This window comes from Agrobacterium sp. B1(2019), from assembly GCF_008274755.1.
GTDB lineage: Bacteria > Pseudomonadota > Alphaproteobacteria > Rhizobiales > Rhizobiaceae > Agrobacterium > Agrobacterium salinitolerans.
Window position 1 is genome coordinate 1 of record NZ_VTPB01000005.1, and the last position, 25,990, is coordinate 25,990.

The 25,990-nt window shown below is 58.6% G+C and carries 20 protein-coding genes; 8 read left to right on the forward strand and 12 right to left on the reverse strand.

Going from position 1 to position 25,990, the window contains the following annotated elements; translation table 11 throughout:
* Positions 1-519 precede the first annotated feature (519 nt).
* The gene (locus tag AGR1_RS26520) at positions 520-2,466 is read left to right on the forward strand and encodes a M23 family metallopeptidase (RefSeq protein ID WP_149148975.1); all 1,947 of its coding nucleotides are present in this window, start codon (positions 520-522) and stop codon (positions 2,464-2,466) included.
* Between the two features lie 68 nt (positions 2,467-2,534).
* Here the strand turns inward: AGR1_RS26520 and clpB are convergent, their stop codons facing one another.
* From clpB to AGR1_RS26550, 6 genes are all read right to left on the reverse strand, one after another.
* Entirely contained in the window at positions 2,535-5,159 is a 2,625-nt protein-coding gene (gene clpB, locus AGR1_RS26525) for an ATP-dependent chaperone ClpB (RefSeq protein ID WP_142913466.1), read from the reverse strand.
* Positions 5,160-5,512: 353 nt separating this feature from the next.
* On the reverse strand, positions 5,513-6,295 hold the full coding sequence (locus AGR1_RS26530) for a DUF4167 domain-containing protein (protein WP_077984937.1): 783 nt from the start codon (positions 6,293-6,295) through the stop codon (positions 5,513-5,515).
* A gap of 397 nt (positions 6,296-6,692) precedes the next feature.
* On the reverse strand, positions 6,693-7,562 hold the full coding sequence (prmC, locus tag AGR1_RS26535) for a peptide chain release factor N(5)-glutamine methyltransferase (RefSeq protein ID WP_149148976.1): 870 nt from the start codon (positions 7,560-7,562) through the stop codon (positions 6,693-6,695).
* Entirely contained in the window at positions 7,559-8,638 is a 1,080-nt protein-coding gene (gene prfA, locus AGR1_RS26540) for a peptide chain release factor 1 (RefSeq protein WP_149148977.1), read from the reverse strand. The genes prmC and prfA overlap by 4 nt, the downstream gene beginning before the upstream one ends.
* Before the next feature lie 130 nt (positions 8,639-8,768).
* Positions 8,769-11,036 carry a phosphoenolpyruvate--protein phosphotransferase gene (gene ptsP, locus AGR1_RS26545; protein ID WP_077984940.1) on the reverse strand — a complete coding sequence of 756 codons (2,268 nt, stop codon included), beginning with the start codon at positions 11,034-11,036 and terminating at the stop codon, positions 8,769-8,771.
* Between the two features lie 175 nt (positions 11,037-11,211).
* Positions 11,212-12,489 carry an aspartate kinase gene (locus AGR1_RS26550; RefSeq protein WP_077984980.1) on the reverse strand — a complete coding sequence of 426 codons (1,278 nt, stop codon included), beginning with the start codon at positions 12,487-12,489 and terminating at the stop codon, positions 11,212-11,214.
* 390 nt (positions 12,490-12,879) lie between these two features.
* On the opposite strand from AGR1_RS26550, the gene AGR1_RS26560 reads away from it, so the two are divergent.
* Positions 12,880-14,727: a DEAD/DEAH box helicase gene (locus AGR1_RS26560; RefSeq protein WP_137412444.1), complete on the forward strand. Its 1,848-nt coding sequence runs from the start codon at positions 12,880-12,882 to the stop codon at positions 14,725-14,727.
* A 276-nt stretch (positions 14,728-15,003) separates the two neighbouring features.
* Here AGR1_RS26560 and AGR1_RS26565 read toward each other — a convergent pair whose 3' ends face one another.
* The gene (locus AGR1_RS26565; RefSeq protein WP_077984942.1) at positions 15,004-16,242 is read right to left on the reverse strand and encodes a saccharopine dehydrogenase family protein; all 1,239 of its coding nucleotides are present in this window, start codon (positions 16,240-16,242) and stop codon (positions 15,004-15,006) included.
* 60 nt (positions 16,243-16,302) lie between these two features.
* A complete protein-coding gene (nspC, locus tag AGR1_RS26570) occupies positions 16,303-17,400 on the reverse strand; it encodes a carboxynorspermidine decarboxylase (protein WP_149148978.1) in 1,098 nt (365 codons plus the stop codon).
* Between the two features lie 278 nt (positions 17,401-17,678).
* Between nspC and AGR1_RS26575 the strand changes: the two genes are divergently transcribed.
* The 3 genes from AGR1_RS26575 to galE all read left to right on the forward strand — a co-directional run bounded on the left by AGR1_RS26575 (position 17,679) and on the right by galE (position 19,630).
* A complete protein-coding gene (locus tag AGR1_RS26575) occupies positions 17,679-18,023 on the forward strand; it encodes a DUF883 family protein (protein ID WP_149148979.1) in 345 nt (114 codons plus the stop codon).
* A 4-nt stretch (positions 18,024-18,027) separates the two neighbouring features.
* Positions 18,028-18,465 (forward strand): hypothetical protein, encoded by a 438-nt coding sequence (locus AGR1_RS26580; protein WP_149148980.1) that lies wholly within the window; start codon positions 18,028-18,030, stop codon positions 18,463-18,465.
* 181 nt (positions 18,466-18,646) lie between these two features.
* On the forward strand, positions 18,647-19,630 hold the full coding sequence (gene galE, locus AGR1_RS26585) for a UDP-glucose 4-epimerase GalE (protein ID WP_149148981.1): 984 nt from the start codon (positions 18,647-18,649) through the stop codon (positions 19,628-19,630).
* A 103-nt stretch (positions 19,631-19,733) separates the two neighbouring features.
* Here galE and AGR1_RS26590 read toward each other — a convergent pair whose 3' ends face one another.
* Positions 19,734-20,309 carry a PRC-barrel domain-containing protein gene (locus AGR1_RS26590; RefSeq protein WP_080794281.1) on the reverse strand — a complete coding sequence of 192 codons (576 nt, stop codon included), beginning with the start codon at positions 20,307-20,309 and terminating at the stop codon, positions 19,734-19,736.
* A 235-nt stretch (positions 20,310-20,544) separates the two neighbouring features.
* On the opposite strand from AGR1_RS26590, the gene AGR1_RS26595 reads away from it, so the two are divergent.
* Positions 20,545-22,269, forward strand: a complete 1,725-nt coding sequence (locus tag AGR1_RS26595) for a sensor histidine kinase (RefSeq protein ID WP_149148982.1) — start codon at positions 20,545-20,547, stop codon at positions 22,267-22,269.
* 260 nt (positions 22,270-22,529) lie between these two features.
* Here the strand turns inward: AGR1_RS26595 and AGR1_RS26600 are convergent, their stop codons facing one another.
* Both AGR1_RS26600 and AGR1_RS26605 read right to left on the reverse strand, forming a co-directional pair.
* Entirely contained in the window at positions 22,530-23,522 is a 993-nt protein-coding gene (locus AGR1_RS26600; RefSeq protein WP_080794287.1) for a sensor histidine kinase, read from the reverse strand.
* Between the two features lie 95 nt (positions 23,523-23,617).
* Positions 23,618-24,412 (reverse strand): response regulator, encoded by a 795-nt coding sequence (locus tag AGR1_RS26605; RefSeq protein WP_080794289.1) that lies wholly within the window; start codon positions 24,410-24,412, stop codon positions 23,618-23,620.
* 138 nt (positions 24,413-24,550) lie between these two features.
* Here AGR1_RS26605 and AGR1_RS26610 point away from each other — a divergent pair, with 138 nt between their 5' ends.
* Positions 24,551-24,757, forward strand: coding sequence for a NepR family anti-sigma factor (locus AGR1_RS26610; protein WP_077984949.1), 207 nt, complete (start codon positions 24,551-24,553; stop codon positions 24,755-24,757).
* Positions 24,757-25,323, forward strand: coding sequence for an RNA polymerase sigma factor (locus tag AGR1_RS26615; protein ID WP_003508744.1), 567 nt, complete (start codon positions 24,757-24,759; stop codon positions 25,321-25,323). Before AGR1_RS26610 ends, AGR1_RS26615 begins: the two co-directional genes overlap by 1 nt.
* A gap of 59 nt (positions 25,324-25,382) precedes the next feature.
* Here the strand turns inward: AGR1_RS26615 and AGR1_RS26620 are convergent, their stop codons facing one another.
* Positions 25,383-25,853 (reverse strand): Lrp/AsnC ligand binding domain-containing protein, encoded by a 471-nt coding sequence (locus tag AGR1_RS26620; RefSeq protein WP_080796464.1) that lies wholly within the window; start codon positions 25,851-25,853, stop codon positions 25,383-25,385.
* Positions 25,854-25,990: the final 137 nt, after the last annotated feature.

Sequence of the window (25,990 nt, forward strand, 5' to 3'; positions counted from 1 at the left end):
ACAGACCACATCAGCAGTCACAAAATCAATCCCCCAAGGCTCAAAACCCCGGAAACAAACAAGCATTCAGCTCATCTTCTTGATTTTCTTAGAACGAAAGACTTCGTCGCCAGCAGCGCCGCCGCCCTCGTTCAGTGAGCGGACTTATAAGAGATCACCCTCAAACAAGTCAACACACCAAATTCGAAAAAATAAAGAAATGTTATATCTGCATGATTCTAAAAGGAAATTTCGTTTTCATGAGCGTATCGGCATAATAAGACGCCACCGAGCTTGTGGTTTTGCACAGGAGAGTACGCCCACGCGCATGAAGGCGGGTCGCGCGCCTTCTTTTAGCCCCCTTCCTCGCCAATTGCTTTGCCAACGAAGCGTTAACACGAGACATGCCTGCGCGTGTCCCTATACAGACGGTTGCGACATGTCTTCCGGTGCGTCGACCGATTTGACTCACGGCTTTGAAAGTTGCACATCTTCGCGTGAAGTTTCTGGAGAGCGCATGACCGACAGGGCACAGCTGGTATGACTGCGGATCGCAATGTGATCCGGTCGCTAGGCACGGAACCGCCAATTCTGGCGGAAGGACGACGTGCACCCGATCGCCGTGAGATTTCGTTGCGCTGGCTTTCGGGCACGTTCCTCACGGGGATTACCTCTTCGATCTTGATGGGGGTTGCGCTGTTTGCCGCTCTTGACGGTCGCCAGCAGCTTGCCATTCCCGCCGAAGCTTTCGCCAAGACGGATATGGGCGACAATGTGACGGAGGCAGCTCGTCGCGGCACGCGCCTCGTTGCTCCGAACATCGCGGCCCGCCCCTCCGATCGCTCGATCATGGAAGTTTCCACCGTTATCAATGAAGGCGACAAGGAAGTGGTCCGCAAGGTCCCCTTCTCTCACGTCAAAATTCCGCTGGCGTCCAATTACGCGAAACAGGATGACTACCCCGCCTTTGATCCGCTGAACATATTTGCCAGCAACGACGACAAGGATGCGCCCGCTCCGGCGGCGAGCCGCACCGGCACGATCTACGGCTCCGAGGTCGAATCCGAAGTCAGCCTGAAAACCGTCGCCTTTCCCATCCAGCACTCTAAATATGCTTTTGCGGGCTCCCTGAGCTTCGATGAGGTCGAGGAAGCGGTACGTTCAAACGGCTCGATCCTGACGGACGGTAACGAGCAAGTTGCGGCACTCTACTACATCGACCCACGCCGCTTCGATAATGATGATGGCGATGTCGACATTACCGCCGGCCTTGCTGCCCGCGTTGTCGAGCAAAACATGTCGGTTTCGACCCCGCAATCACCCTCGGTTCCCGCCAAGGAATATGCCGACGACATCATCCCTGCCCGCCAGACGGAGACAATCGAAGCTGCCCTCTTCGGCGCCGGTTATTCGAAGGCGCAATCCTCCGAAATTGCCGGGCTGCTTTCGCCGCAAATCCAGTCGAACAATGTCGAAAGCGGCGACGTTCTGCGCGTCGGCATCATCCAGGAGGACGAAAAGAGCGACATCGTGCGCGTGAGCCTTTATCGCAAGGGACGCCACATGGTCACCATGGCCATCGATGATCGCAAGCGTTTCGTCAAGGCTAGCGAACCGCCGAAGCTCGACGCCGTGGCGACCGCCTTCGACAGTACGCCAACGCCTGCCGCCGGTCGCGATCTGCCGAGCGTTTATGACGGAGTCTACCGTGCGGCTCTGGCTTACGGCATGAACCAGAGCATGGTTTCGCAGCTCATCAAGCTTCTGGCCAGCAGCGTCGATTTTCAGGCGCAGCTCAAGCCGGCCGATACGCTGGAGGCCTTTTTCTCCGTGGAGGACGCGGACGGCAAGGCGACGGACAAGTCGGAACTGCTCTACGTGAACGCCAAATTCGGCGACAACGAGACACGTTTTTACCGTTTCCAGAACCCGGACGACAACAGCATCGATTATTTCGACGAGAACGGCAAAAGCATCCGGCAGTTCCTGTTGCGCAACCCCGTTCCGAACGGCCGCATGACATCCGGTTTCGGTATGCGCCGCCATCCGGTTCTGAAATTCAGCCGCATGCACACCGGCACCGACTGGGCGGCGCCCCGTGGAACGCCGATCATCGCGACCGGTAACGGCATTGTGGAGAAGGCCGGCTGGGCATCCGGTTACGGCAACCAGACCCTGATCCGCCACGCCAATGGCTATGTCTCTTCCTACAACCACCAGAGCGCCATCGCCAAGGGCGTGACCGAAGGTTCCAAGGTCCGGCAGGGTCAGGTGATCGGTTATGTGGGATCGACCGGCCTTTCGACCGGCGCGCATCTGCATTACGAGCTGATCGTCAACGGCACCAAAGTGGACGCCATGAAGGTGCGCCTGCCGGGCGGCAAGTCGCTTTCCGGCGAGGCGCTGGCGCGGTTCTCCGATGAGAGAAAGCGCATCGACAATCTGCTCAACATCGCGGACAAGCCTAATCAGGTGGCGAGCCGGTAACTCGGCGGACTTTTACGGGTTAAAAAGTTGTCAAATGAAAAGGGCTCCGTTTCCGGAGCCCTTTCATTTTATGCCGCATCGGCCGTTTCAGTCTCAGCCTCACCCTTGGCGGGTTTGACCTTGAACAGCAGGCGGTCGGTGCCTGAGGTTACCTTAACCCGTGAACCATCGGGGATTTCACCGCCGAGGATCATTTCCGCCAGCCTGTCCTGAACCGATTTCTGGATCACCCGCTTCAGCGGACGCGCGCCGTAAGCCGGATCGTAACCCTTATTGGCAAGCCAGTTGCGGGCATCCTCATCCAGTTCGAGCGTGATCTTGCGATCTGCCAGGAGCGAGACGAGACGCTTCAGCTGGATTTCCACGATCGCACCCATTTCGTCACGCCGCAGGCGGTGGAACAGGATGATATCGTCGATACGATTGAGGAATTCCGGCCGGAAATGCGACCGGACCCGCTCCATGACCAGTTCGCGAACCGAATCCACATCGTCATTGTCGCCCATCTGCGTCATGAATTCCGAACCGAGGTTCGAGGTCATGATGATGATGGTGTTCTTGAAATCGACGGTGCGGCCCTGGCCATCCGTCAGGCGGCCATCATCCAGCACCTGCAAGAGGACGTTGAACACGTCCGGATGCGCTTTTTCGATCTCGTCGAACAGCACGACCTGATAGGGCCGACGGCGAACCGCTTCCGTCAGCGCGCCGCCTTCTTCGTAACCGACATAGCCGGGAGGCGCGCCGATCAGCCGCGCGACGGAGTGTTTCTCCATATATTCCGACATGTCGAGGCGAACCATCGCGGTTTCGTCGTCGAACAGGAAGCGAGCGAGCGACTTGGTCAGCTCGGTCTTGCCCACGCCCGTTGGGCCGAGGAAGATGAACGAACCGATCGGCCGGTTGGGATCCTGAAGGCCGGCGCGCGAACGGCGAACCGCCTTGGAAACCGCCTGAACGGCCTCGCCCTGCCCGACAACGGACTTGGCAAGCTCGTCTTCCATGCGCAGCAGCTTTTCGCGCTGGCCTTCCAGCATCTTGTCGACCGGAATGCCGGTCCAGCGGGAAACGACATGGGCGATATTGTCCGCCGTCACCACTTCCTGAACCATTGAGCCGGCGCCGCTGCTGTCGCGGGCTTCCGCCGCAGCCAGTTCCTTTTCAAGGCTCGGAATGATGCCATATGTCAATTCGCCGGCGCGTTGGAACTGGCCGTTGCGCTGGGCGATTGCCAGCTCGTTGCGGGCTTCATCCAGCCGCTTCTTCAAGTCGGCGGCATGGCCGAGCTTCTGCTTTTCCGCCTGCCAGCGGGCCGTCAGCGCATCCGCCTTTTCTTCCGTATCGGCCAACTCGTCCTCGAGCTTCTTGAGGCGGTCGGCGGACGACTGATCCGTTTCCTGCTTCAGGGCTTCGCGCTCGATCTTCAGCTGAATGATGCGGCGATCCAATTCGTCCAGTTCCTCCGGCTTGGAATCCACCTGCATGCGAAGACGCGAAGCGGCCTCGTCCATCAGGTCGATTGCCTTATCAGGCAGGAAGCGGTCGGTGATGTAGCGGTTGGAAAGCGTCGCAGCCGCAACCAGGGCCGAATCCGAGATGCGGACCTTGTGGTGCTGTTCGTATTTTTCCTTCAGACCGCGCAGGATCGAAATCGTGTCCTCAACGGTCGGCTCATCCACCAGAACGGGCTGGAAACGGCGTGCAAGGGCCGGATCCTTTTCCACATGCTTGCGATATTCATCGAGCGTGGTGGCGCCGACGCAGTGCAGCTCACCGCGGGCAAGCGCGGGCTTTAAGAGGTTGGACGCATCCATCGCGCCATCGGCCTTGCCGGCGCCGACCAGCGTGTGCATCTCGTCGATGAACAGGATTATGCCGCCATTCTCGGCCTGCACTTCGTTCAGAACCGCCTTCAGGCGTTCCTCGAACTCACCGCGATATTTCGCACCGGCGATCAGCGCGCCCATATCGAGCGCCATCAGCTTCTTGTCCTTCAGGCTTTCGGGCACGTCGCCATTAACGATACGCAGCGCAAGGCCTTCCGCAATCGCCGTTTTACCGACGCCGGGTTCACCGATCAGAACGGGGTTGTTCTTGGTACGGCGCGACAGGACCTGGATGGTGCGGCGAATCTCGTCGTCGCGACCGATGACAGGGTCGAGCTTGCCTTCGCGGGCTTCTTCCGTCAGGTCGCGCGCGAACTTCTTCAGCGCATCGAAGCCCTGTTCGGCATTGGCGCTGTCAGCCGTGCGGCCCTTGCGGATATCATTGATGACCTGATTAAGCGCCTGCGCCGTTGCGCCGGCCTTCTTCAGGGAAGCCGAAGTGGTGGCGGAACTTTCAATCGCAAGTGCCTGCAGCAGACGCTCGACAGTGACGAAACTGTCGCCGGCCTTCTTGGCGAGATCTTCCGCAGTCGAGAACACTTTGGCAAGCGGCGCGGTGAGCGAAAGGCCGCCATTGCCGCCGGAAACCTTGGGCAATTTCGCAAGTGCCGCATCATTGGCAAGACGCGCTTCCTTGGCGTCGCCGCCGGCGCGCTCGATCAGCGATGCCGCCATGCCCTGCTCGTCATCGAGCAGTACCTTCAGAACGTGTTCGGGCGAAAATTGCTGATGGTTTTCGGCAAGCGCGAAGGTCTGCGCCGACTGCAGGAAACCGCGAACGCGCTCGGAGTATTTTTCAATATTCATAGTCGAACCTCCATAGACCGGCCCGCCCGCTTTCGGCACGGCACCGGGTGTTAGGGTTGAGGCTCCCTCAAAAGGCAAGCCCCGCTACGACAGCCGTGCTTAAGAGATTTCACGTCCGTCGCCTCTCGCTGGTCGGCACCGACGATGCGGTGTTTGTCCTTCCTGCACGAATATGGGAGCCGTTTTCATCGGTTTAAAGGGGAGCAAATCCGCCATATCGGGAAATTTTCGTTCGATCTGACAGGTGTCAATTCGCCTCGCCGGATGAAGCTGGAGAAGGTGAACTACCGCCGAAAACAAAAAACTCCGGCAAGCCGGAGTTTTTCAATCGCCATGTGATTTGCAGACGCTGCTTATTCGGCAGCATTCTCGAGAGGCGCGACCTCTTCACCCGCAGGCGTTTCTTCGCCTTCGGCGCCTTCCGCCGCGGCGGTACGGCGCGGGCGACGCTGACGGGGGGCAGCTGCTCGGCGGGTCTTCGGGGCACGTTCAGCCGCTGGTGCTTCCGCCTGCTGCTGCTCTTCCTCGACAGCCACTTCCATGGGCGTGCCTTCAATGACGGGCTGCGGCGCCTGGCTGGCGTCGTAAACCGGAGGCTGCTGTTCGGCGGTCACCTGCGGCTGGCGCGGCTGACGCTCCTGCCGTTCGCGGCGATCCGGACGCTCACGACGCTCCTGGCGCGGTTCGTTCCGCTCGTTACGCTCCTGGCGTTCGGGCTGCTGCGCCCGCTCGGCCTGTTCGGCCTGCTGCTGCGGCGCAACGGCACCTTCATCGCCGTCGTTCACTTCCATATCGTCACCGTCGGCGGCATTGTACTCGCCGCGGTCGTCGCGCTGGAAGCGTTCCTGCATCTGGGCCTGAGCCGACGCAATGATGCGGTTATAATGTTCAGCGTGCTGCAGATAATTCTCAGCGATCACGCGGTCGCCGGAACTCTGCGCGTCGCGCGCCAGCGCCGCGTATTTTTCCGCTATATGCTGGGCTGTGCCACGGATTTTAACATCGGGGCCGGAACTGTCATAAGTCCTGGTGAGCGGGTTGCCGCCCTTGCGGTTAAAGTTGTTGTTACCGCCACCATTGTTATTGTTGTTGTTTCCACGCCCCCGGCCGCGCTTGTTTTGCTGTCCTGGCCTCATCAATTGCTCACCTGAATTCTGTTTTGCTGACAATCTGGTTGTTTTCATGCAATTCCGGGCGGAAAACCGCTGGAAATTTTTTCCTGAAATTGCTCCATCACGCGCCTTGCCGAAGATAACTCCCGGGCAAGACCTCGCGTATGACGACCGGCTGCGCAAATGCTGCACCGAGCCGCCTGCGAACAAAGTTTACTGATTCACATGCCGGAAACGCCCAGCCTTTCAGGGCTCCTTAAAGAACCCGCTTCGGGACTGACCCATACCCTGACGAATCTCAGTTCGTCCTCAGCCACCCGGCATGTGGCCGCAAACTATCCCGCTTCCCGCGGAAATCCAAGCCTTTTCTTTTGCTGTGCAAAATATCCTTGCAAAAAATCCGCAGACATATCGCGAACAACTATCTCCGGAAGGTCAAAACTCTGTCGTTACCGCCATAATCCTTGACGGCGTCCAGAAGAGAGAAGCCGTGGGAAGCAAATATAGCGGAAACATCAAGCCTTTGATCGAAACCGATCTCCACACCGACAATCCCGTTTTCCACAAGAAAGCGGCCTGCATCTGCAGCGATGAGGCGGTACGGTGCAAGGCCGTCCTGACCTCCATCCAGCGCCGCCATCGGGTCGTGGTTACGAACCTCCCGGTCGAGCGTTGCTACCATATCAGTTCTTATATAGGGCGGATTCGACACAATTATGTCAAAGCGGCCAGAGATTTTTTCAAACCAGTCACTGCGAATGGTTTCGAAGCGTGAACTGAGGCCATTTCGAGCGGCATTTCTGGCGGCCGTTTCCAGCGCATCGGCCGAAATATCACTGCCAATACCGGACGCCTGCGTACATTCCTTTAGCAGTGCCAGACAGATTGCACCCGTTCCGGTGCCTAAATCCAGAATGCGGACGCTACCCGTTCGGGAAACCGTCTCCTTTAACGCCGGCAACAGCGTATCGACGAGAACCTCTGTATCCGGGCGGGGTTCGAGTGTTTCCTTCGATAGAAGAAGATCAAGGCCGTGAAACTCGCGGTGGCCGAGAATGCGATGCACCGGTTCGCCCAAGGCCCGCCGCTCGATCATGGCGGTGATACGCGCGTTTTCTTCCGCGGTGACCGGGCGGTCTGGCTTCATCACGAAATCGGTCAATGAGAAACCGACGACTTCCGCAATCAAAAGCCGCGCATCGAGAAGCGGATCATCGATCCCGGCTGTCTGCAGCCTTTTGCGGGCGGCGGCAAGCGCGCTCGCGATACTCGCTTCAGCCGCCGTGCTCAAAGCTGTTCGCCGAGCTGGGCGAGTTGTCCCGCCTGATAATCGGCGATCAGCGCATCCACAAGTTCATCGATCTCGCCTTCGATCATCCGATCCAGCTTGTAGAGCGTGAGATTGATGCGGTGATCGGTAACGCGACCCTGCGGGAAGTTATAGGTGCGGATGCGCTCGGAGCGATCACCCGAACCCACCTGGCTCTTGCGGTCGGCAGAGCGTTCGCTCTCCACCTTCTGGCGTTCGATATCGTAAAGCCGGGAGCGCAGAACCTGCATGGCCTTGGCGCGGTTCTGGTGCTGCGATTTCTCCGAGCTGGTAACGATCAGGCCCGTGGGAAGATGGGTGATGCGAACGGCGGAGTCTGTGGTGTTGACGTGCTGGCCGCCGGCTCCCGACGCGCGCATCGTGTCGATACGGATGTCTTCCGGACGGATTTCGACGTCGATGTCTTCCGCCTCCGGCAGCACGGCAACAGTGGCGGCAGATGTGTGAATGCGACCACTCGCTTCCGTTTCAGGCACACGTTGCACACGGTGCACGCCGGATTCGAATTTCAGCTTGGAGAACACCCCTCGCCCGCTGATCGTGGCGATGATTTCCTTGTAACCGCCCGCTTCACCTTCGCTTGCGGAAAGAACTTCCACCTTCCAGCCCCTGGTCGATGCGAAGCGCTCATACATGCGAAAAAGATCGCCGGCGAACAGTGCCGCCTCGGAACCGCCGGTTCCGGCTCGAATTTCGAGGATCGCGCTTTTTTCGTCCGCCGCATCCTTTGGCAACAGCAGGACCTGCATATCCTTTTCAAGCTCGCCGATACGGGTCTCGACCTCTGGCAGCTCCATTTCCGCGAGCTCGCGCATATCCTTGTCGGTCGTCTTGTCGGCCAAAAGCGCTTCTAGATCGTTGGCCTCGGAAACAGCCTTCTCGTAGTCGCGGATTTTCTTCACCACCGGCTCGAGTTCGGAATATTCCGAAGCCAGTTTCACATAGACATCCGCTGCCGGGCCTGCCGACATGCGCGCTTCGATCTCGCCGAAACGTCTTTCCAACTCGCGCATTTTTTCGACGGGAAGCTTCGCCACCAGTCACTCCAATAATGAAACAGGTCTTTTAGAGCACTTTCGCTTTTCATCGAAACGCGAAAACGCTCTAACTTTTTGCTTTAACGCATTTCCGGACGGAAAACCGGGGTCCACTCTTCCTGGAAAAGCTCTAAACGGGAATGGAATGCGTCGCAGCGAAGCGTAACAACACCTCGCGCGCGCTTTCCAGCGAATTGTGATCGTCCAGCGCCGCGTTCAGCTCTTCGGCAAGGCGCGCGGCATCGAGCCCGAGCAGCATTGCCTTGACCGGACCGATTGCCGTCGGTGACATGGAGACCGAACGGAAGCCGAGGCCGATCAACGCCATGGCCGAAAGCGGCTTGCCCGCCATTTCGCCGCACAGCGTGACCGATGTGTGATGCCTTTCGCCAGCGCGGACGATATCGCGCAGAATGCGCAGGAACGGCTTGCCGAGATTGTCGAAACGATCCGAAACACGCGCATTGCCGCGGTCGACCGCCATCGAGAACTGGAACAGGTCGTTCGAACCGACGGACACGAAATCCACCTCCTGCATCAGCTCATCGAGCTGCCACATCAGGGAGGGCACTTCCAGCATGGCGCCGAATTGCAGCTTTTTCGGCAGCGCATGGCTGAATTTGGAGAGATGCTGCACTTCCTTCTGTAACAGGTCGCGGGCGGCGCGAATTTCTGACACTTCCGTCACCATCGGCAACATCATGCGCAATTCAGCACCGGATGCGGCGCGCAACAGTGCACGCATCTGCGTGCGCATCAGGCCCGGACGGTCGAGCGACAGGCGAATCGCCCGCCAGCCCAGCGCCGGATTTTCCTCTTCCTGGCCCCGCATATAGGAAACGACCTTGTCGCCACCGATATCCAACGTGCGGAAGGTAACGCTCTTGCCCTTAGCCTGCCGCAGAACGGAGCGGTAGAACGCCTCCTGCTCCTCGCCCTTCGGCATGTTGGAGGCGATCATGAATTGCAGTTCGGTGCGGAAGAGGCCGATGCCATCGGCGCCGGATTCCTCCAGTTGCGGCAGGTCCACCAAAAGGCCCGCATTCATCTTCAGATTGACCTTCTGGCCATCCTTGGTGATCGGCTCGACATTGCGCAGCGCGCGGAACTGCTCCTGTCGCTTGGCGCGCAGGCGCACCTTTTCTTCATAAGCGCGCTGCAAATCCGACATCGGGCGCAGATGCACCTGGCCGTCATCGCCATCGATAATGATGGGATCGTTATTTTCCGCCAGCGCGACGATCCCGGTCGCCTGCCCGATGATCGGAATGCCCATGGCCCGCGCGACGATGACGACATGGCTGGTCACCGCGCCGTCTTCGAGCACCAGTCCACGCAGTTTTTCACGCGGATAATCCAGCAGCTCGGCAGCGCCCATGGCGCGCGCCAGAACGATGGCGTCGAGCGGGAAATCCTGCTCCGGCCCACGCCCGCCAAAACCGATCAGCTGGCGCAGCAGCCGGTTGGCGAGATCGTCGAAATCATGCATGCGCTCACGCAGATAGGGGTCAGTGAGCCGCATCATGCGCGCCTTGGTGTCGCTCTGCACCTTCTCGACCGCCGCTTCCGCCGTCAGGCCGTTGCGGATGGCCTCTTCCATGCGCCGCACCCAGCCCTGATCGTGGGCGAACATGCGGTAGGTCTCGAGAACCTCGCGGTGTTCGCCCTCGGTCGGCACGTCACGGCGCTGCAACATGTCGTCGATCGACAGGCGCAGCGAGCCGATGGCGTCGGCAAGACGGCGGATTTCCGTATCGGCATCTTCATTGAGCAGGTTGGTCACGACGATGCGCGGATCGTGCAGCACGACGTGGCCAAGGCCGATTCCTTCGCCATAACCATCGCCATCGATGGAAACCGCGCGCGTCAGGTCCAGCTCCACGCCGGGGCGGGTGATCTTCTTCAATTCACCGCTCGCCACTATTTCAGCGATAAGCATCGCGGTTGTCTCGAGCGCTTCAACTTCATCCTCCCGATATGTTCGGCTGGCCTTGTTCTGGACCACAAGAACGCCAAGAGTGCGACCGGAGCGCAAAATCGGCACGCCGAGGAAGGAATGATAAATTTCCTCACCGGTTTCAGGAAGATAGCGGAAAGCGGGATGCGCCTGCGCATCGGAAAGATTGAGCGGTTGGGCGGACGCGGCGATGGTGCCGACAAGACCTTGCCCCATTTTCAGCTGGGCAAGATGCACGGCATCCTTATTGAGACCTTCGGTCGCATAAAGTTCCAGCACGCTGTCGGAACGCAGCACGTAGACCGAGCAAACCTCCGCCACCATGTTGCTGGCAATCTGACGGACGATCTGGTCCAGACGCTCCTGCGGTTCAAGGTGCTCCGCCATCATTTCGCGCAGCCGCTTGAGCAGGACACGCGGACCTGCGGAAAGGTCTCTCATCGCGTTTGCTCCCCGACGCTTCCGATCCGAATGTCATAATATTCGGGAATCAAAAGGTCATTTAAAAATTTATAGCGCGAGAAGCGCGTCCCGCAAGGGACACGCTTTCATGAAACGCCGCATCGGAAGAACGCAACTCCGAAGAATCGGAGCATCGGGAACCGATGCCTCGGGTTCAAGCTTTATCGAGGCCGTAAGCGGAATGCAAAGTGCGAACGGCAAGTTCGGCATAGGCGCCGTCGATCAGGATCGAAATCTTGATCTCGGAGGTAGTGATCGCCTTGATGTTGATGTTCTTCTCGGCAAGCGCCTTGAAGGCACTGGCGGCCACGCCGGCGTGGCTGCGCATGCCGATACCGATGACCGACACCTTGGCGAGGCCCGTCTCGTTCTGCGCGACGTCGAAGCCGATCTGGGCCTTGTTGTCTTCCAGAAGCTTGATAGCCTTGGCGACGTCGCCCGAAGGAACGGTGAAGGTCATGTCGGTGCGCGAACCGTCTTCGGAGATGTTCTGCACGATCATGTCGACATTGATATGCGCTTCGGCGAGCGGCCCGAAGATCGCGGCGGAGACGCCCGGACGGTCGGCCACGCGGCGCAGCGAGATCTGTGCTTCATCCTTGGCATAGGCGATGCCGGTTACGACTTCCTGTTCCACGATTTCATCCTCGTCACAAATCAAAGTACCGGGCGGGTTGATGAGGTCGCCCATGCCCGGCGCATCGGGATCCTCGAAACTGGAGCGAACGAAGGTGCGCACCTTGTGTACCATGGCAAGCTCGACCGAGCGAACCTGCAGAACCTTCGCGCCGAGAGACGCCATTTCGAGCATTTCCTCGAAGGCGATCTTCTTCATGCGGCGAGCCTTCGGCTCGATGCGCGGGTCGGTCGTGTAGACGCCGTCGACATCCGTATAGATGTCGCAGCGATCCGCCTTGACGGCGGCGGCGATGGCGACAGCCGAGGTGTCCGAACCGCCGCGGCCGAGCGTCGCGATGCGGTTGTCAGGACCGATGCCCTGGAAACCGGCAACAACGGCAACCTGGCCTTCGCCCATGCGTTTGACGATATCGGAACCGTCGATTTCCAGAATCCGGGCGGCGCCGTGCGCATTGTCGGTGCGGATCGGGATCTGCCAGCCCTGCCAGGAGCGAGCATTGATGCCCATGGATTGCAGCGTGATCGCCAGAAGACCTGACGTCACCTGTTCGCCGGATGCAACAACCGCATCATATTCGCGCGCGTCGAAAAAGGAGGCGGCGTTGGCGCCAGCCACCTTCGCGGCGTTCTGCACCCAGTCCACCAGCTCGTTGGTTTTACCGGACATGGCAGAAACGACCACGGCCACTTCATGGCCGGCATCCACTTCGCGTTTCACATGCCGTGCGACATTGTGAATGCGTTCGAGGTTCGCGACGGACGTGCCGCCGAATTTCATGACAATGCGAGCCATAGCCTTGACCAGTACCATCCCATTTTCCCGCCGGCTCCTTCAGGAAGCGGACGGACAAGAACAAACCCAGTCGGCCCTTCCTGAAAAGAGCCTCAAGTTGCGGGTCTCTTAGCGAAAAGGTGGGGGGCACGCAATGCCGTTTATGAACCATGCGGTACGCCTTCTTTCTGGGCCGATAAAACGGACGAAGACAGCATCGAACCGTTAACGAGATAAAGCACCCGTAAAAGAGCGTACCGCAGTGCACTGTACAAATGGGCCCATTCGCAGTATGAGCGCGGCAATGCAACCGGCCAGATGGCCGAAATGGCCTGCATCGGCTGCCCCGGAGACATTAGGATCTATTGGTTTCGGGCGGATGCGGGCAGCTTCATATCCGAAAGACGGTAGATGACAGACACCCAGGGTATCGCCCCGGCGATCGCGCAGGCGTTGGAAAAACGCGGCTACAAAGACTTGACCCCCGTGCAGCAGGCCATGCTTGCGCCCGAACTCGCCGACAAGGACGCGCTGGTTTCCGCGCAGACCGGTTCCGGCAAGACCGTTGCCTTCGGCATCGCGCTCGCGACCACGCTGCTGCGTGACAATACCCGTTTCGGCCAGGCCGCTGCCCCTCTGGCGCTTGCCATTGCCCCCACGCGCGAACTGGCCATGCAGGTCAAGCGCGAACTGGAATGGCTTTATGAGTTTGCCGGTGTCTCCATTGCCTCCTGCGTCGGCGGCATGGATATCCGCAACGAGCGCCGGGCGCTGGAGCGCGGTGCGCATATCGTCGTCGGCACGCCCGGCCGTCTCTGCGACCACATCAAGCGCAACGCACTCGATCTTTCGTCGATCCGCGCCGTCGTGCTCGACGAAGCCGACGAGATGCTCGATCTCGGCTTCCGCGAAGATCTGGAATTCATTCTGGAAGAATCGCCCGACGATCGCCGCACGCTGATGTTCTCGGCCACCGTGCCGCGCAGTATCGCCAAGCTGGCCGAAAGCTACCAGAAGAACGCCGTGCGCATCGCCACCGCTTCCGAACAGAAGCAGCATGTGGATATCGAATATCGCGCGCTCCTGGTGTCGCCTTCCGATCGCGAGAACGCCATCATCAATGCGCTGCGCTTTTATGAAGCCCGCAACGCAATCGTCTTCTGCTCCACCCGGGCCGCGGTGAACCATCTGACGGCACGCCTGAACAATCGCGGCTTTTCGGTCGTGGCTCTCTCCGGTGAACTAACGCAGAACGAACGCACACATGCCCTGCAGGCCATGCGTGACGGCCGCGCCCGCGTTTGCGTAGCGACAGACGTTGCCGCCCGCGGCATCGACTTGCCCGGCCTCGAACTCGTTATCCATGCCGATCTTCCGACCAATTCCGAAACGCTTCTGCACCGTTCCGGCCGTACCGGCCGCGCCGGTCAGAAGGGCGTCAGCGCCGTCGTGGTGCCGGTCAGCCAGCGCCGCAAGGCCGAACGCCTGCTCGAAGGCGCCAAGGTCAGTGCCGCATGGGTTCACCCACCCTCCGTTGAAGAGATCGTAGAGCGCGACGGCGCCCGGCTTCTGGCCGATCCTACGCTAAGCGAAGCAGTGGCGGATGACGAACGCGATTTCGTCACCAAGCTGCTGGAACAGCATGGCGCGGAAAAAGTCGCCGCTGCCTTCGTGCGTCTTTATCATGCCGGACGTTCGGCGCCGGAGGACATTTTCGAGGTCGCGCTTGACAACACCCGCAAGCCGCGCCGCGACAGTTTCGAAACACCCGAAAACAATGCGCCGCGCCGCGACAGGTCCGATTTCTCCGACAGCGCCTGGTTTTCGCTCTCCGTTGGCCGCAAACAGAGCGCCGAACCGCGCTGGCTCATCCCCATGCTCTGCCGTTTCGGCAAGATCACCCGCCAGGATATCGGCGCGATCCGCATGCAGCAGACGGAGACCTTCGTGGAACTGGCGGCTGATGCCGTCGACCGTTTCACCTCCGCCATCGGCAAGGATATGACGCTCGAAAAGGGCATCCGTCTGAAGGCGCTGGAAGGCAAGCCGGAAATAACCGGCAGCTTCCGCGAAGACACCCGCCCGGCGAAGGCCCAGCGCAAGTTCAGCAAATCGGACAATGCTGCCGCTCCCCGCGATGACCGCAAGGGCGACGACAAGCCCTGGAAAAAGAAAAAGCCCTTTGGCGACAAGCCGAAATACGAGGGCAAGAAGGACAAGCCGTTCGAGAAGCGTGGTCCGAAGCCGACAAAGGGCTGAAGTCACTCTGCAACTGACGACGACGACGGGCATACCTGCTCTCGACATCATCCTCGGGTTAGTCCCGAGGATCTGGAACCTATTGATGTCATTCAACGTGATTGGATCCTCGGCACAGGGCCGAGGATGACGTCGCGTCACGGGTTAAACTCCTCTTTCCATCGACTGGCGCTACCCTCGTCTTGTGTCCAGTGCGTGATAGATGAGCTGCATAGCCAAGAAAAAAGCCCTGCTTTCGCGGGGCTTTTCTGTCTCTATCCGTTAAGAATGCTGCGCTTAGAACTCCAGCGCGCGATCGCCGTTTTCGTCCTTGATGCGGTTCGGAAGACCGATCTTGTTCAGAAGGTTCAGGAACGGCTTCGGCGGCAGTTCTTCAACATTCGCCATCTGCTTCACGTCCCATTCGCCAGTAGCGATGAGCATGGCGGCTGCGACCGGCGGAACGCCGGCGGTGTAGGAAATCCCCTGCGAGCCGACTTCTTCATAGGCTTCCTTATGGTCAGCCACGTTGTAGATGAAGACTTCGCGCTCCTTGCCGTCCTTGATACCCTTGACGATATCGCCAATGCAGGTCTTGCCGACATAATCAGGCGCCAGCGAAGACGGATCGGGCAGCACGGCCTTGACCACCTTGAGCGGCACGACTTCCAGGCCTTCGGCCGTCTTGACCGGCTTCTCGGACAGGAGGCCAAGGTTCTTCAGCACGGTGAAGACGTTGATATAGTGATCGCCGAAGCCCATCCAGAAGCGCACATCGGCGCCGTCCATGTTCTTGGACAGCGAATGCACTTCGTCATGGCCGGTCATATAGGCCTTCTGCTTGCCGACGACAGGCAGGTCGAATTCCTGTCCGACTTCGAACATCTGGTTCGTCTGCCACTGGCCATTCTGCCAGGAGTAAACGACGCCGGTGAATTCGCGGAAGTTGATTTCCGGATCGAAGTTGGTGGAAAACCAGCGGCCGTGGCTGCCGGCATTGATATCGACGATATCGACCGAGGTGACCTTGTCGAAATACTCATCCTTGGCGAGACGCGCATAGGCGTTGACCACGCCTGGGTCGAAACCGACGCCGAGAATGGCGGTAACGCCCTTTTCCTTGCACTCTTCCGCGCGCTTCCACTCGTAGTTTCCATACCACGGCGGCGTCTCGCAAATCTTGGTCGGATCCTCGTGGATCGCCGTGTCCATATAGGCAACACCCGTGTCCATGCAGGCACGAAGAACGGACATATTGACGAAAGCCGAACCGACATTGATGACGATTTCCACGCCGGTTTTTTTGATCAAGGCTTTTGTCGCCTCGATATCCATCGCGTCAAGCGCATGGGCCTCAAGTTTCACATCTGTCTTGAGGCTCTTCTTTTCGCGTACGGACTCGACAATCTTGCGGCACTTTTCCACGGTCCGTGACGCAATATGAATGTCTCCCAATACATCGCTGTTCTGGGCGCACTTATGCGCCACGACCTGTGCTACGCCACCGGCGCCGATGATCAGAACGTTCTTCTTCATTTCAGGTGATGCCTCCTTTTCCCCGCAGGGATGAGCTTCGTTTCATGTTAAAAACAGGGTTTAAGACAGGCTTTGCTCGAAATCGGCAAAGTCGAATTCACGAACGGCGCGAACGGTGCCGTCCAGTTCCTTGATGGCGATGGTCGGCATCCTCACGCCGTTGAACCAGTTCTTCTTGACCATGGTGTAGCCCGCCGCATCCTGGAAGGAGATGCGGTCGCCGACCTTCAACTCCTTGTCGAAGCGAAAATCGCCGAAAATATCGCCGGCGAGGCAGGACTTGCCGCAGACCATGTACGGATGCTCGCCCTCATTCGGCGACACCTTGGCGGTTTCGCGGTAGATCAGCAAATCGAGCATATGCGCTTCGATGGAGCTGTCGACGATGGCGAGGTTCTTGCCGTTGAACAGCGTGTCGAGAACCGTCACTTCCAGCGTCGTGCTCTTCGTAATCGAGGCTTCGCCCGGCTCCAGATAGACCTGCACGCCATATTTTTCGGAGAAGGCCCGTAGACGGTCGCAGAACTGGTCGAGCGGATAATTGTCACCGGTAAAGTGGATACCGCCGCCAAGGCTCACCCATTCGGCACGCGACAGCAGCGATCCGAACTTTTCCTCAATCTGGGTCAACATGCGGTCAAACAGAGAGAAATCGCCGTTTTCGCAATTATTGTGGATCATGAAACCGGAAATGCGGTCCATGACCTTGTCGACCTTGGCCACATCCCATTCGCCGAGCCGACTGAAGGGACGCGCGGGATCGGCAAGGTCGAAGCTCGAAGAGCTGACCTGCGGGTTGAGGCGCAGACCACGGGTGATACCGGAGGCCTTGTCCGCAAAACGCTCGAGCTGGCTGATGGAATTGAAGATGATCTTGTCCGCATTCGAGATCACCTCGTCGATTTCGTAATCGGCATAGGCGACGGAATAGGCGTGGGTTTCACCACCGAATTTCTCGCGGCCGAGACGGACTTCATAAAGCGAGGACGAGGTGGTGCCGTCCATATATTGCGACATGAAATCGAAAACCGACCATGTGGCGAAGCACTTCAGCGCCAAGAGCGCCTTGGCGCCGGATTTTTCCCGCACATAGGCAATCTTCTCCATGTTGCGAAGAAGTTTTGTCTTGTCGATAAGGTAATAGGGCGTCTGCAGCATGTCGTTTCACATATTGATTGAAGTCAAGGTACGTCTCGATGATGGGCCTTATAGGATGCTTGTGACAGGAAAACAAATGTCCGGGGGCTGATTCCTGAAAAATGCCCGGCACACCACTATGATGGAACAAAACGCATAACGTTACGGAACCAAGGCAAGGCCGGCGCGTTTCACTCCCGGACAGGCGGGTTGTTTCTGCCGCCTTAACGGGAGTTAAGCGGCGTCAGTCATTGACATGTCGCCATTTCCATCAACGATGTTCAAGAAGGACCTGACCCATGGCAAGCGTGCGCAGCAGCGTTAACGACAAGATCCAGCAATCCCTCGAAAGCGGTGACGCAGCCGATGTGGCCGCACAGCTCGCCCAGCTTCGCGAAGATCTGGCGAATCTTGCCAAGAGTGTGAAAGCGCTTGGCGTCGGCGCATCTTACGAGCTGAAGGCACAGGCCGCGCGGGTCGCAGACGATGCAATTTCCGCGTCGAGTGACATGGCGGACACTGTCCGTAACGAGATTTCCACGCTGAACGACAACCTCACCGATCAGGTCCAGAAGAACCCGCTGCAGTCGCTCGGCATCGCCGTCGGCGTCGGCTTCGTTCTTGCCCTCCTGACGCGTCGATAAGCTCATGCTTGAGGCATTGCTGGTCTATCTGGGGGAGACCCAGCGTGAAGGGCGTGTCGTCACGAGACGATTGCGCTCCGTCATCATATTGTCGGTGCTGGCGGGGATATTTTTCCTGATTGCCTTTGTCGCAGCGGTCGTGGCGGGATCAATTTATCTGGCGCGTCACGTCGGGGCCGGACCGGCAGCGCTCGTCGTTGCGGGCTCTGCCTTTCTGCTCGGTGTTATCATGCTGGTGGCGCTCGCCATCCTCAAACGCCCGAGGGTCTACGCGACCAGACCGATGACACCACTTGCTGCCGCAGCACCTTTAACGGCTGCGCCGCTCGCTCTGCAATCGCTGCTTTCGCTTGCAATCCAGGCACGCCCTTACGCAACACTTGCCGTCGCTATTGCAGCCGGATTTCTCGCGACGAGAGCGGGTACAAAAAAGACCAAGTAACTTCTTGGCAGCCTCGCAAGACCAACCGCGCGTCCAGACGATGGATGCGCGGTTTTTTTTATGTTACCCGCGAAGGATAGACTGGTTGTTGGCGTTGCCCGCCACGCCGCCCTTATTTGAACAAAGTGACATACAGTCTCGGGCAGTCTCTGCGCGTCCCTAATTTTCTGAAAGGCAATTGATGAAGAAGAAAGTCCTTGTCGTCGGCGGTGCCGGCTATATCGGTTCGCACACCTGCCTTCTCCTGTCTGAGCGAGGGTATGAACCGGTCGTTTTCGACAATCTGTCCAACGGGCATGAGGAATTTGTCCGCTGGGGACCCTTCGAACAGGGCGATATTCGCGACCGGGCGCGTCTGGACGAAGTCTTCGCCAAACACCAGCCGGAGGCGGTTCTGCATTTCGCCGCGCTGATCGAAGTCGGTGAATCGGTCAAACAGCCCGTGGCTTTCTATGACAACAACGTCATCGGCTCGCTCAACCTTCTCTCCGCCGCCATCAATGCCGGCGTCACGGCCTTCGTTTTTTCGTCCACCTGCGCAACTTACGGATTGCCGGAACAGGTACCGATCGACGAAACGCACCGGCAGGCGCCGATCAACCCCTATGGCCGCACCAAATGGGTGGTGGAGCAGGCGCTGAAGGATTACAGCACCTATAAGGGGCTGCGTTCGGTCATGCTGCGCTACTTCAACGCCGCTGGCGCGGATTTCGAAGGCCGCATCGGCGAATGGCACAAGCCGGAGACCCACGCGATCCCGCTGGCCATCGAGGCCGCACTCGGCCGGCGTCAAGGCTTCAAGGTGTTCGGCACGGATTACGACACGCGCGACGGCACCTGCGTGCGCGACTATATCCACATTCTCGATCTCGCCGATGCGCATGTGCGGGCGGTCGATTATCTGCTTGCCGGCGGGGAGACCGTCGAACTCAACCTCGGCACCGGCACCGGAACGACTGTGAAGGAACTGCTGGCAGCGATTTCGGAGGTCTCCGGCCGCCCCTTCCCCGTCGAATATACCGGGCGGCGCGACGGCGATTCCACGACACTCGTCGCCAATAATGACAAGGCGAAGGAGGTTCTCGGCTGGGAGCCGCGTTATTCCCTCTCCGACATCATCGAATCCGCCTGGGCCTGGCACTCCTCCCGCAATGCCGGGGATTGAACAGCCGGCGATCAGATAAAAAAAGACACCGGCCTGTTGGCCGGTGCCTCTCGCGGGACAGCTGATTTTAGCCGGTCCCGCTCCTGCCTCCCAGGGACGGGAATTAGGGCTTGGTGGCGGACGTCGTCGTGCCGTCAGGCGCCGCCGGCGTTGCCGCGTTCTTTTCGCTCGCCTGCTGTTCCAGCGTCTTGAATTCGGGAGCAGCCTTCAGCGTTTCCGCCGTTTCCGTCGTTGTCAGGCGGATTGTGCCGTCTTGCGCGTTGCGCGTCATCGTTACCTTATCCATCGGAACCGCAACGTCCTTTGCGCCGATGCCCAGGAAGCCGCCGACACCGATCACCGCAGCAACCAGACCGCCATCTTCTTCCATAATCAGGTTGGTGACGTTACCGATGCTTTCATCGGCCGCCGTATAGACCGACTTGCCGATATAATCGTTCGCGCTGACCTGCGTTTCGCCCTGCTCGGTCAAATAGGCGCCACCCATCGTTGTGGCCGCGCTGTCATTGGCCGAAGGGGCGGCAGGCGTCATCGGGGTGGCGGGCGGGTTTGCCGGCTCCGTCTGCGCGCTCGGATTTGCCGGCGCAGGCTGGGTCGTACCCTGAGCGATGGCCAGCGGCGCGAAAGCCGTGGTGCCCATCAAAGCAGCTGTGACGAGGATAGTAATTTTCTTTGCCATTTCGTACCTTCCTTTCATCGTTCTCAACTGGCCGGCGGTGATGAATTTCATGCCCGCTGCTCGACCGGTTCGTCTGGCAAACGGGTTGGTCGTTGAAATAGTTCCGATTTTTTCAATCATACCGATGCAATTGTGGCCTGCCACAACGACCGAAGGTAAAAAATCAGGCATTGCTAAAGAGGGACGGCACGGTATTATCCGTGCCGTAACAATGCCATAACTGCCGGAGTTTTGTATGCCTCTACCCGGCAACAGACTGAAAGACATGATTTCGGCTTTGCGTCGGCGCAGCGCGAATTTTTTCCCAACGGCTTCCATCGGCACCTATCTGGTGGTGATGGCTACCGTCATCACCCTGCCGCTCATTCTCTTTGGCGGCTATCTGATGCTGCGCCTGGAAGCGGAAAAGCGCGACGACCTGCAACGGGAAACCGTCGAGGACGTGCGGGTGGCCTCGCGCAACATCGACCGCCGCCTGCAGGAAATCGCCACGTCTCTCAATCTCCTGTCGCAATTCCCGGAACTTGAAAGCGGCAATCTCGCCGCGTTTCAGGGACGCGTCGCCGACAGCCTGAAGCGGGAGGGCCTCTACGCCATTCTCACGACCAAAGATGGCCAGCAGCGTCTCAATACACGCATGCCCTATGGCCAGCCGCTCGGCAAGGTGCCGGCGGAAGCCAACCTGGCCAAAGCGATCGACTCTGGCCGCATCACCGTCTCGAACATGTTTTTCGGCCAGACCAGCAAGGAATGGGTGTTCAACGTCACCTTGCCGCTCGGCCCGGATTTGGACGCCGCCGGAGACGCCCTGATCCTGACGCAGAATACCAGCGACCTGAGCCGGCTCATTCCCACGGAAACCCTGCCACGCAACTGGGCGGTCGCCATCATTGACGGCAACAACCGCGTTGTCGTCTCAAGCGCGCCCGATGAGGCGGAAATGGGCAAGCCGTTTGTCACCCCGGACGTCCTTTCGGAAATGCAGGCTTTCAGCGGCAATTTTTTTGACGGCAAGGGCAATCTCTATGCCTATGCCCAATTACCGGGCTGGCAATGGAAGACGGTGATGTGGGGTCCGCTCGCCGCAAGCCAGGCGGCGCTGATAGATACCTGGCGACAGATGATGATCGGCAGCCTGGTGCTGGTGCTTATCGCCATTGGCGGCGCCTATCTGGTCGGCCGGCAATTGCGCAGCTCCATTCGTGATCTGACCCTGATGGCCGAGCGCATTGGTGAGGGCGAGATCGTCGCACCCATCGATACCAAGATAAAGGAAGCCAACCAGGTCGCCATAGCACTCTCCAACGCGTCCTTCGACAGAAGCCAGTCAGAAGAGCGGCTGCAATTACTGCTGCACGAACTTGTACACCGTTCCAAGAACATTCTGACGCTGGTTCAGGCGATGATACGGCAATTGGGACGCGAAAATAAAAGTATTCCGGAATTTCAAAAGGAGGTGGATCACCGCCTGCGCGGCCTTGGAATGTCGATCCGGGCCTTGGCAGAGGTTCAATGGCAAGGCCTGCCGATCCGCAAGCTGATCGAGACCCATCTTGAAGTTTTCGGCACCGTGGCGCATCGCGTCCTGCTGATCGGAGATGATTTCATGCTCTCCCCGGAAGCGGCACAGAATTTCGGCCTGGTGATCCATGAGCTGACGACGAATTCCATCAAATATGGCGCATTGTCGGTTCCAACAGGAAAAATCACCGTGCGCTGGCAGCCGCTTGAAAAAGACGGGCGGCAGATGATCCACCTCGTTTGGACCGAAACGGGCGGCCCTCCGGCGAGCGAACCGAGCCGCAAAGGTTTCGGCACCACGGTCATAAAAAGGCATGCGGAAGGCGCCTTCGGTGGGCAGGTGCTGACGGAATATCGTGAATCCGGCTTCGAGTGGACGCTGGAGGCGCCGATGCGTTATTTCACGCCCAAAAGATCTGAACAGGCAGGCCAGCACTGATGCTGGCAAGCGGGTTCAAAAGCAGCTCATTTGTCGATTGTTAAAAAATGCATTTTGCGGGAACCTATTCCCGGCAGGCGCATTCTTACTGCAGGCCAAGCAATTCCCCCGTCCCCGCCTGAAGCTTGGCTGAAAATAAACAGGTTTCACCCCTGAAAACCTGTCATAAAATAGCACGGCTCTTTTCATGGGCCGTGCTATTTGTTTTTGATTTCCACGACATCAGCGGTAAACCCGGCGTCGCGCCCGATATCGCGATTTCAGGCGGCGTCCACGCTGTCGACGGAAGGAAATTTCAGCCGGTAGACGATTCGCTTAGCCGTCAACTCGTATTCGGCGCTTCCACCCAGCGCGGAGGGAACCACCTTTTCCAGCACCACGCTGCCGAAGCTGCCCCGCCGGGTTTCGACGGGCTCTTTCGAGGGCATCATCGGCTCATTCCATTCGACCATATAAAAATCACCCTCCTGACGACATTGCAGGGATATGGGGGGGTGATAGGCAAGATTGCCGCTATGGCTGACGGTGTTTACGACCAGTTCATGGAAGGCGAGCCCGATATAAAGCGCGCCGTTCGGATTTAGCAGCAGGTTTTCGCCTTCCATATGGATGAGGTTTGGATATTCCGGCACATAAAGATCGAATTGCTGGCGCAGCAGCTCGAATATACGCGCGCCCCGCCAGTCCGAATCCGTGATGAGATCCTGACTTTGCGCAAGAGCATGTAGTCGTCCTCGAAACTTTCTCAGAAAATCATCCTTGGTCAGACTGAAACGGGCCGTCTGGCCTGCAAGGCTCTGGATGATCGCCAGGAGATTCTTGGAACGGTGGCTGACCTCGCGCAGCAACGAGCGCAGAAGCTGCTCGCGCCGCCTTTCCGCCGTCACCTCGCGAATGGTGGTCTTCATCACCACCTGGTTCGACTGGTTGAAGGTGGAGTGGACCTGAAACTGAAAGACACGATCGTTGCCGGCATTGACTTCCAGCATACCGCGGCTACCCGCCGTCTTCATGTCCTTTTTAAGTTCGGCAAGCCGCGCGGAGAGATCTTTGCCGAACAGATTTTCGTCGGTCGGATGGGAATCGGCCGGAAGTTTCCAGACATCCGGCAGATTGGCCACGAATATATAGTCGCGGTTCCAGTCCTGCAGCATGACTGTCTCACCCGAATCGAGCAAGGCGAGAACGAGCGAGTCGTGAAGTTCGCTTTCGTTCCTCTCCGCGTTGTGCCATGCCAGCCGATGCAAATTCATCTCCTTGCAGAAAGCCGTGGGGCAACCCCACGACCGTAACCGCCAACGCCCGGGCGCCAGACTGGTTCCCGGTCAGCCTGCGGCTTCGGCAAAATTCACGCCGCGGCGCGTGAGCTTTCGTTGAAAAACAGGGCCTGGCTGATAAGCGCTTTCACCATGTCCGGGTTAAACGGCTTCGTCACGAGGAAGGTCGGCTCCGGCCGTTCGCCCGTCAGAAGACGCTCGGGGAAAGCCGTGATGAAGATAACCGGGAGGGTGGTCATCTCAAGGATGTCCTTCATCGCATCGAGACCGGAACTGCCGTCGGCAAGCTGAATATCGGCAAGGATCATCTTCGGCTGGGTGCGATGGAAGAGATCGAGCGCTTCCGTATGCGTGCGGGCGATGCCGGTGACACGATGACCGAGATCGGTGACCATCTGCTCGATATCCATCGCGATCAGAGGTTCGTCCTCGATGATCATGATGTCGGTCGCCACCTGCCGGGCGATTTCAGACGCTGCCTCGTCGATCAGCTTGCCGACCTGATCCTCGGAGACCTTAAGGACCTCTGCGGTTTCCGATGGTGTGAATTCTTCTACCGTGGTGAGCAGGAAAGCCTGACGGGCCAGCGCCGGCACGGCGGACAGGTTGGCCGAGGCGCGTTTTTCCCATCCCGACAGGTTTTCGTCGGTCTTAATATTGATCGTGACGGAACTAAAGATCGATACGAACAATTGATAGAGCGAAACGCGATCGCTGCTTGTCTGTGGAAAAATGCTAATATCGGCGATCAGAGCTTCGAGCGTTGCCGCAACATAGGCATCGCCCGTCGATTGTGAGCCGCAAACGGCACGCGCGAACCTGCGCAGATATGGCAGGTGCGGTGCGATGCGTGTAGAAACTGACATGGAATTCTCCCCTTTCATGCGGTCTGCAACGCAAACCCACGATAGCAACGTGCGCATGTCAAAAATAGTTCCGGATCGCCGGAACTATTTTTTTCACCGCGCATTCTTTGCCACGACGCAGAAGGAATACCGGACGTTATGAGAATATTTCAATCGGACCAAGACCAGCCGGACAATCCGGCCGCCCCCCAGGTTCCACACTCGGGACGGGCGGTGATTTCCCGCAAGCTCAGGGAGCTTTATGATGCCGTTCAGGATGAAGGCATCCCTGACAAATTCCTCGACCTTCTCGAAAAACTCGATGAAGCCGAAAGCAGAGCCAAGACGAAGGCTTCGGAGGAATGATGGCGAAAGAGCCGGAACAGACAGAATACAATTTCAAGCGGGAAATGCTGGCGGCGCTGCCGAACCTGCGCGCCTTCGCGATTTCGCTCATCCGCTCGAGGGACCGTGCCGACGACCTCGTGCAGGACACGATCATGAAGGCCTGGGCCAAACAGGACAGCTACCAGCCCGGCACCAACATGCGGGCATGGCTGGTGACGATCCTGCGCAACGAGTTCTACAGCCAGATCCGCAAATCAGGCCGCGAGGTGCAGGATACGGACGGGGTCTATACTTCGCGCCTTTCAGTCCCGCCCGAACAGCATGGTTCGGTAGACCTTCAGGATTTCCGCGCAGCACTCGCAAAGCTGCCGGACGACCAGCGTGAAGCCATCCTGCTGATCGGGGCTTCGGGTTTTGCCTACGAGGAAGCCGCCGAGATTTGCGGTTGCCCTGTCGGCACAATCAAGAGCCGCGTGAGCCGCGCGCGACTGCGCCTGCAGGAATTGCTCGGCATCGAGAACGAAAACGAGTTCGGCCCGGATGCGCAGATGAGCGCGGTGACCGCCGCTGCCACGGCACGCTGAGGAAATTGAACGACAGAAACGGGCAGGCAAACGTCTGCCCGTTTTTCCATGTCCGCTTTTCAGATGCCGGTTTCCTTGACCGATTGCATGACCACGAAGGTCGAAGTGTTGGCCACGGATGGCAGGCTCGAGATTTTTTCGCCGAGTACCCTTCGGTACTTGCGGATATCGCTCGTGCGCACCTTCAGAAGATAATCGAAGGCGCCTGCGATCATGTGGCACTCCTCCACTTCCTTGATCTTGCGCACCGCCGTATTGAACTCCTCCAGCGCCTTTTCACGCGTATCGGAGAGTTTTACCTCGGCGAAAGCGATGTGATCGACGCCGAGCTTGTGCGGATTGAGCATGGCGCGGAAGCCGAGAATATAGCCTTCATCCACTAGCCGCTTCAGCCGCGTCTGGCAGGGCGTCTTGGAAAGACCGACCCTTTTTGACAATTGCAGAACGGACATCCGCCCGTCCTCACTGAGCGCCTCGAGAATCTTGAGATCAAAGTGGTCAAGATCGTCTGTTTTTTGACTATTCGCCATGTGATTCAACACCATTTTTTAAGAATAAAAGTTCATATTGCCTGTTTTATCCCGAAAATAGGGCCATAGCAATTTTTGCGTTGATGATATTGTCTGTGCCAGAGAAGAAAGCGGCGGGCGGAGGACACGCGGCCGCC

What these genes read in the sequence shown, in the direction of transcription:
- AGR1_RS26595 (WP_149148982.1), top strand. Translation starts at nt 20,545, where the DNA reads ATGCCTCTACCCGGCAACAGACTGAAAGACATGATTTCGGCTTTGCGT.
- AGR1_RS26610 (WP_077984949.1), top strand. Translation starts at nt 24,551, where the DNA reads ATGAGAATATTTCAATCGGACCAAGACCAGCCGGACAATCCGGCCGCC.
- AGR1_RS26520 (WP_149148975.1), top strand. Translation starts at nt 520, where the DNA reads ATGACTGCGGATCGCAATGTGATCCGGTCGCTAGGCACGGAACCGCCA.
- AGR1_RS26550 (WP_077984980.1), bottom strand. Translation starts at nt 12,489, where the DNA reads ATGGCTCGCATTGTCATGAAATTCGGCGGCACGTCCGTCGCGAACCTC.
- AGR1_RS26580 (WP_149148980.1), top strand. Translation starts at nt 18,028, where the DNA reads ATGCTTGAGGCATTGCTGGTCTATCTGGGGGAGACCCAGCGTGAAGGG.
- galE (WP_149148981.1), top strand. Translation starts at nt 18,647, where the DNA reads ATGAAGAAGAAAGTCCTTGTCGTCGGCGGTGCCGGCTATATCGGTTCG.
- nspC (WP_149148978.1), bottom strand. Translation starts at nt 17,400, where the DNA reads ATGCTGCAGACGCCCTATTACCTTATCGACAAGACAAAACTTCTTCGC.
- AGR1_RS26530 (WP_077984937.1), bottom strand. Translation starts at nt 6,295, where the DNA reads ATGAGGCCAGGACAGCAAAACAAGCGCGGCCGGGGGCGTGGAAACAAC.
- AGR1_RS26575 (WP_149148979.1), top strand. Translation starts at nt 17,679, where the DNA reads ATGGCAAGCGTGCGCAGCAGCGTTAACGACAAGATCCAGCAATCCCTC.
- AGR1_RS26605 (WP_080794289.1), bottom strand. Translation starts at nt 24,412, where the DNA reads ATGTCAGTTTCTACACGCATCGCACCGCACCTGCCATATCTGCGCAGG.
- AGR1_RS26565 (WP_077984942.1), bottom strand. Translation starts at nt 16,242, where the DNA reads ATGAAGAAGAACGTTCTGATCATCGGCGCCGGTGGCGTAGCACAGGTC.
- AGR1_RS26620 (WP_080796464.1), bottom strand. Translation starts at nt 25,853, where the DNA reads ATGGCGAATAGTCAAAAAACAGACGATCTTGACCACTTTGATCTCAAG.
- clpB (WP_142913466.1), bottom strand. Translation starts at nt 5,159, where the DNA reads ATGAATATTGAAAAATACTCCGAGCGCGTTCGCGGTTTCCTGCAGTCG.
- ptsP (WP_077984940.1), bottom strand. Translation starts at nt 11,036, where the DNA reads ATGAGAGACCTTTCCGCAGGTCCGCGTGTCCTGCTCAAGCGGCTGCGC.
- AGR1_RS26615 (WP_003508744.1), top strand. Translation starts at nt 24,757, where the DNA reads ATGGCGAAAGAGCCGGAACAGACAGAATACAATTTCAAGCGGGAAATG.
- AGR1_RS26600 (WP_080794287.1), bottom strand. Translation starts at nt 23,522, where the DNA reads ATGAATTTGCATCGGCTGGCATGGCACAACGCGGAGAGGAACGAAAGC.
- AGR1_RS26560 (WP_137412444.1), top strand. Translation starts at nt 12,880, where the DNA reads ATGACAGACACCCAGGGTATCGCCCCGGCGATCGCGCAGGCGTTGGAA.
- AGR1_RS26590 (WP_080794281.1), bottom strand. Translation starts at nt 20,309, where the DNA reads ATGGCAAAGAAAATTACTATCCTCGTCACAGCTGCTTTGATGGGCACC.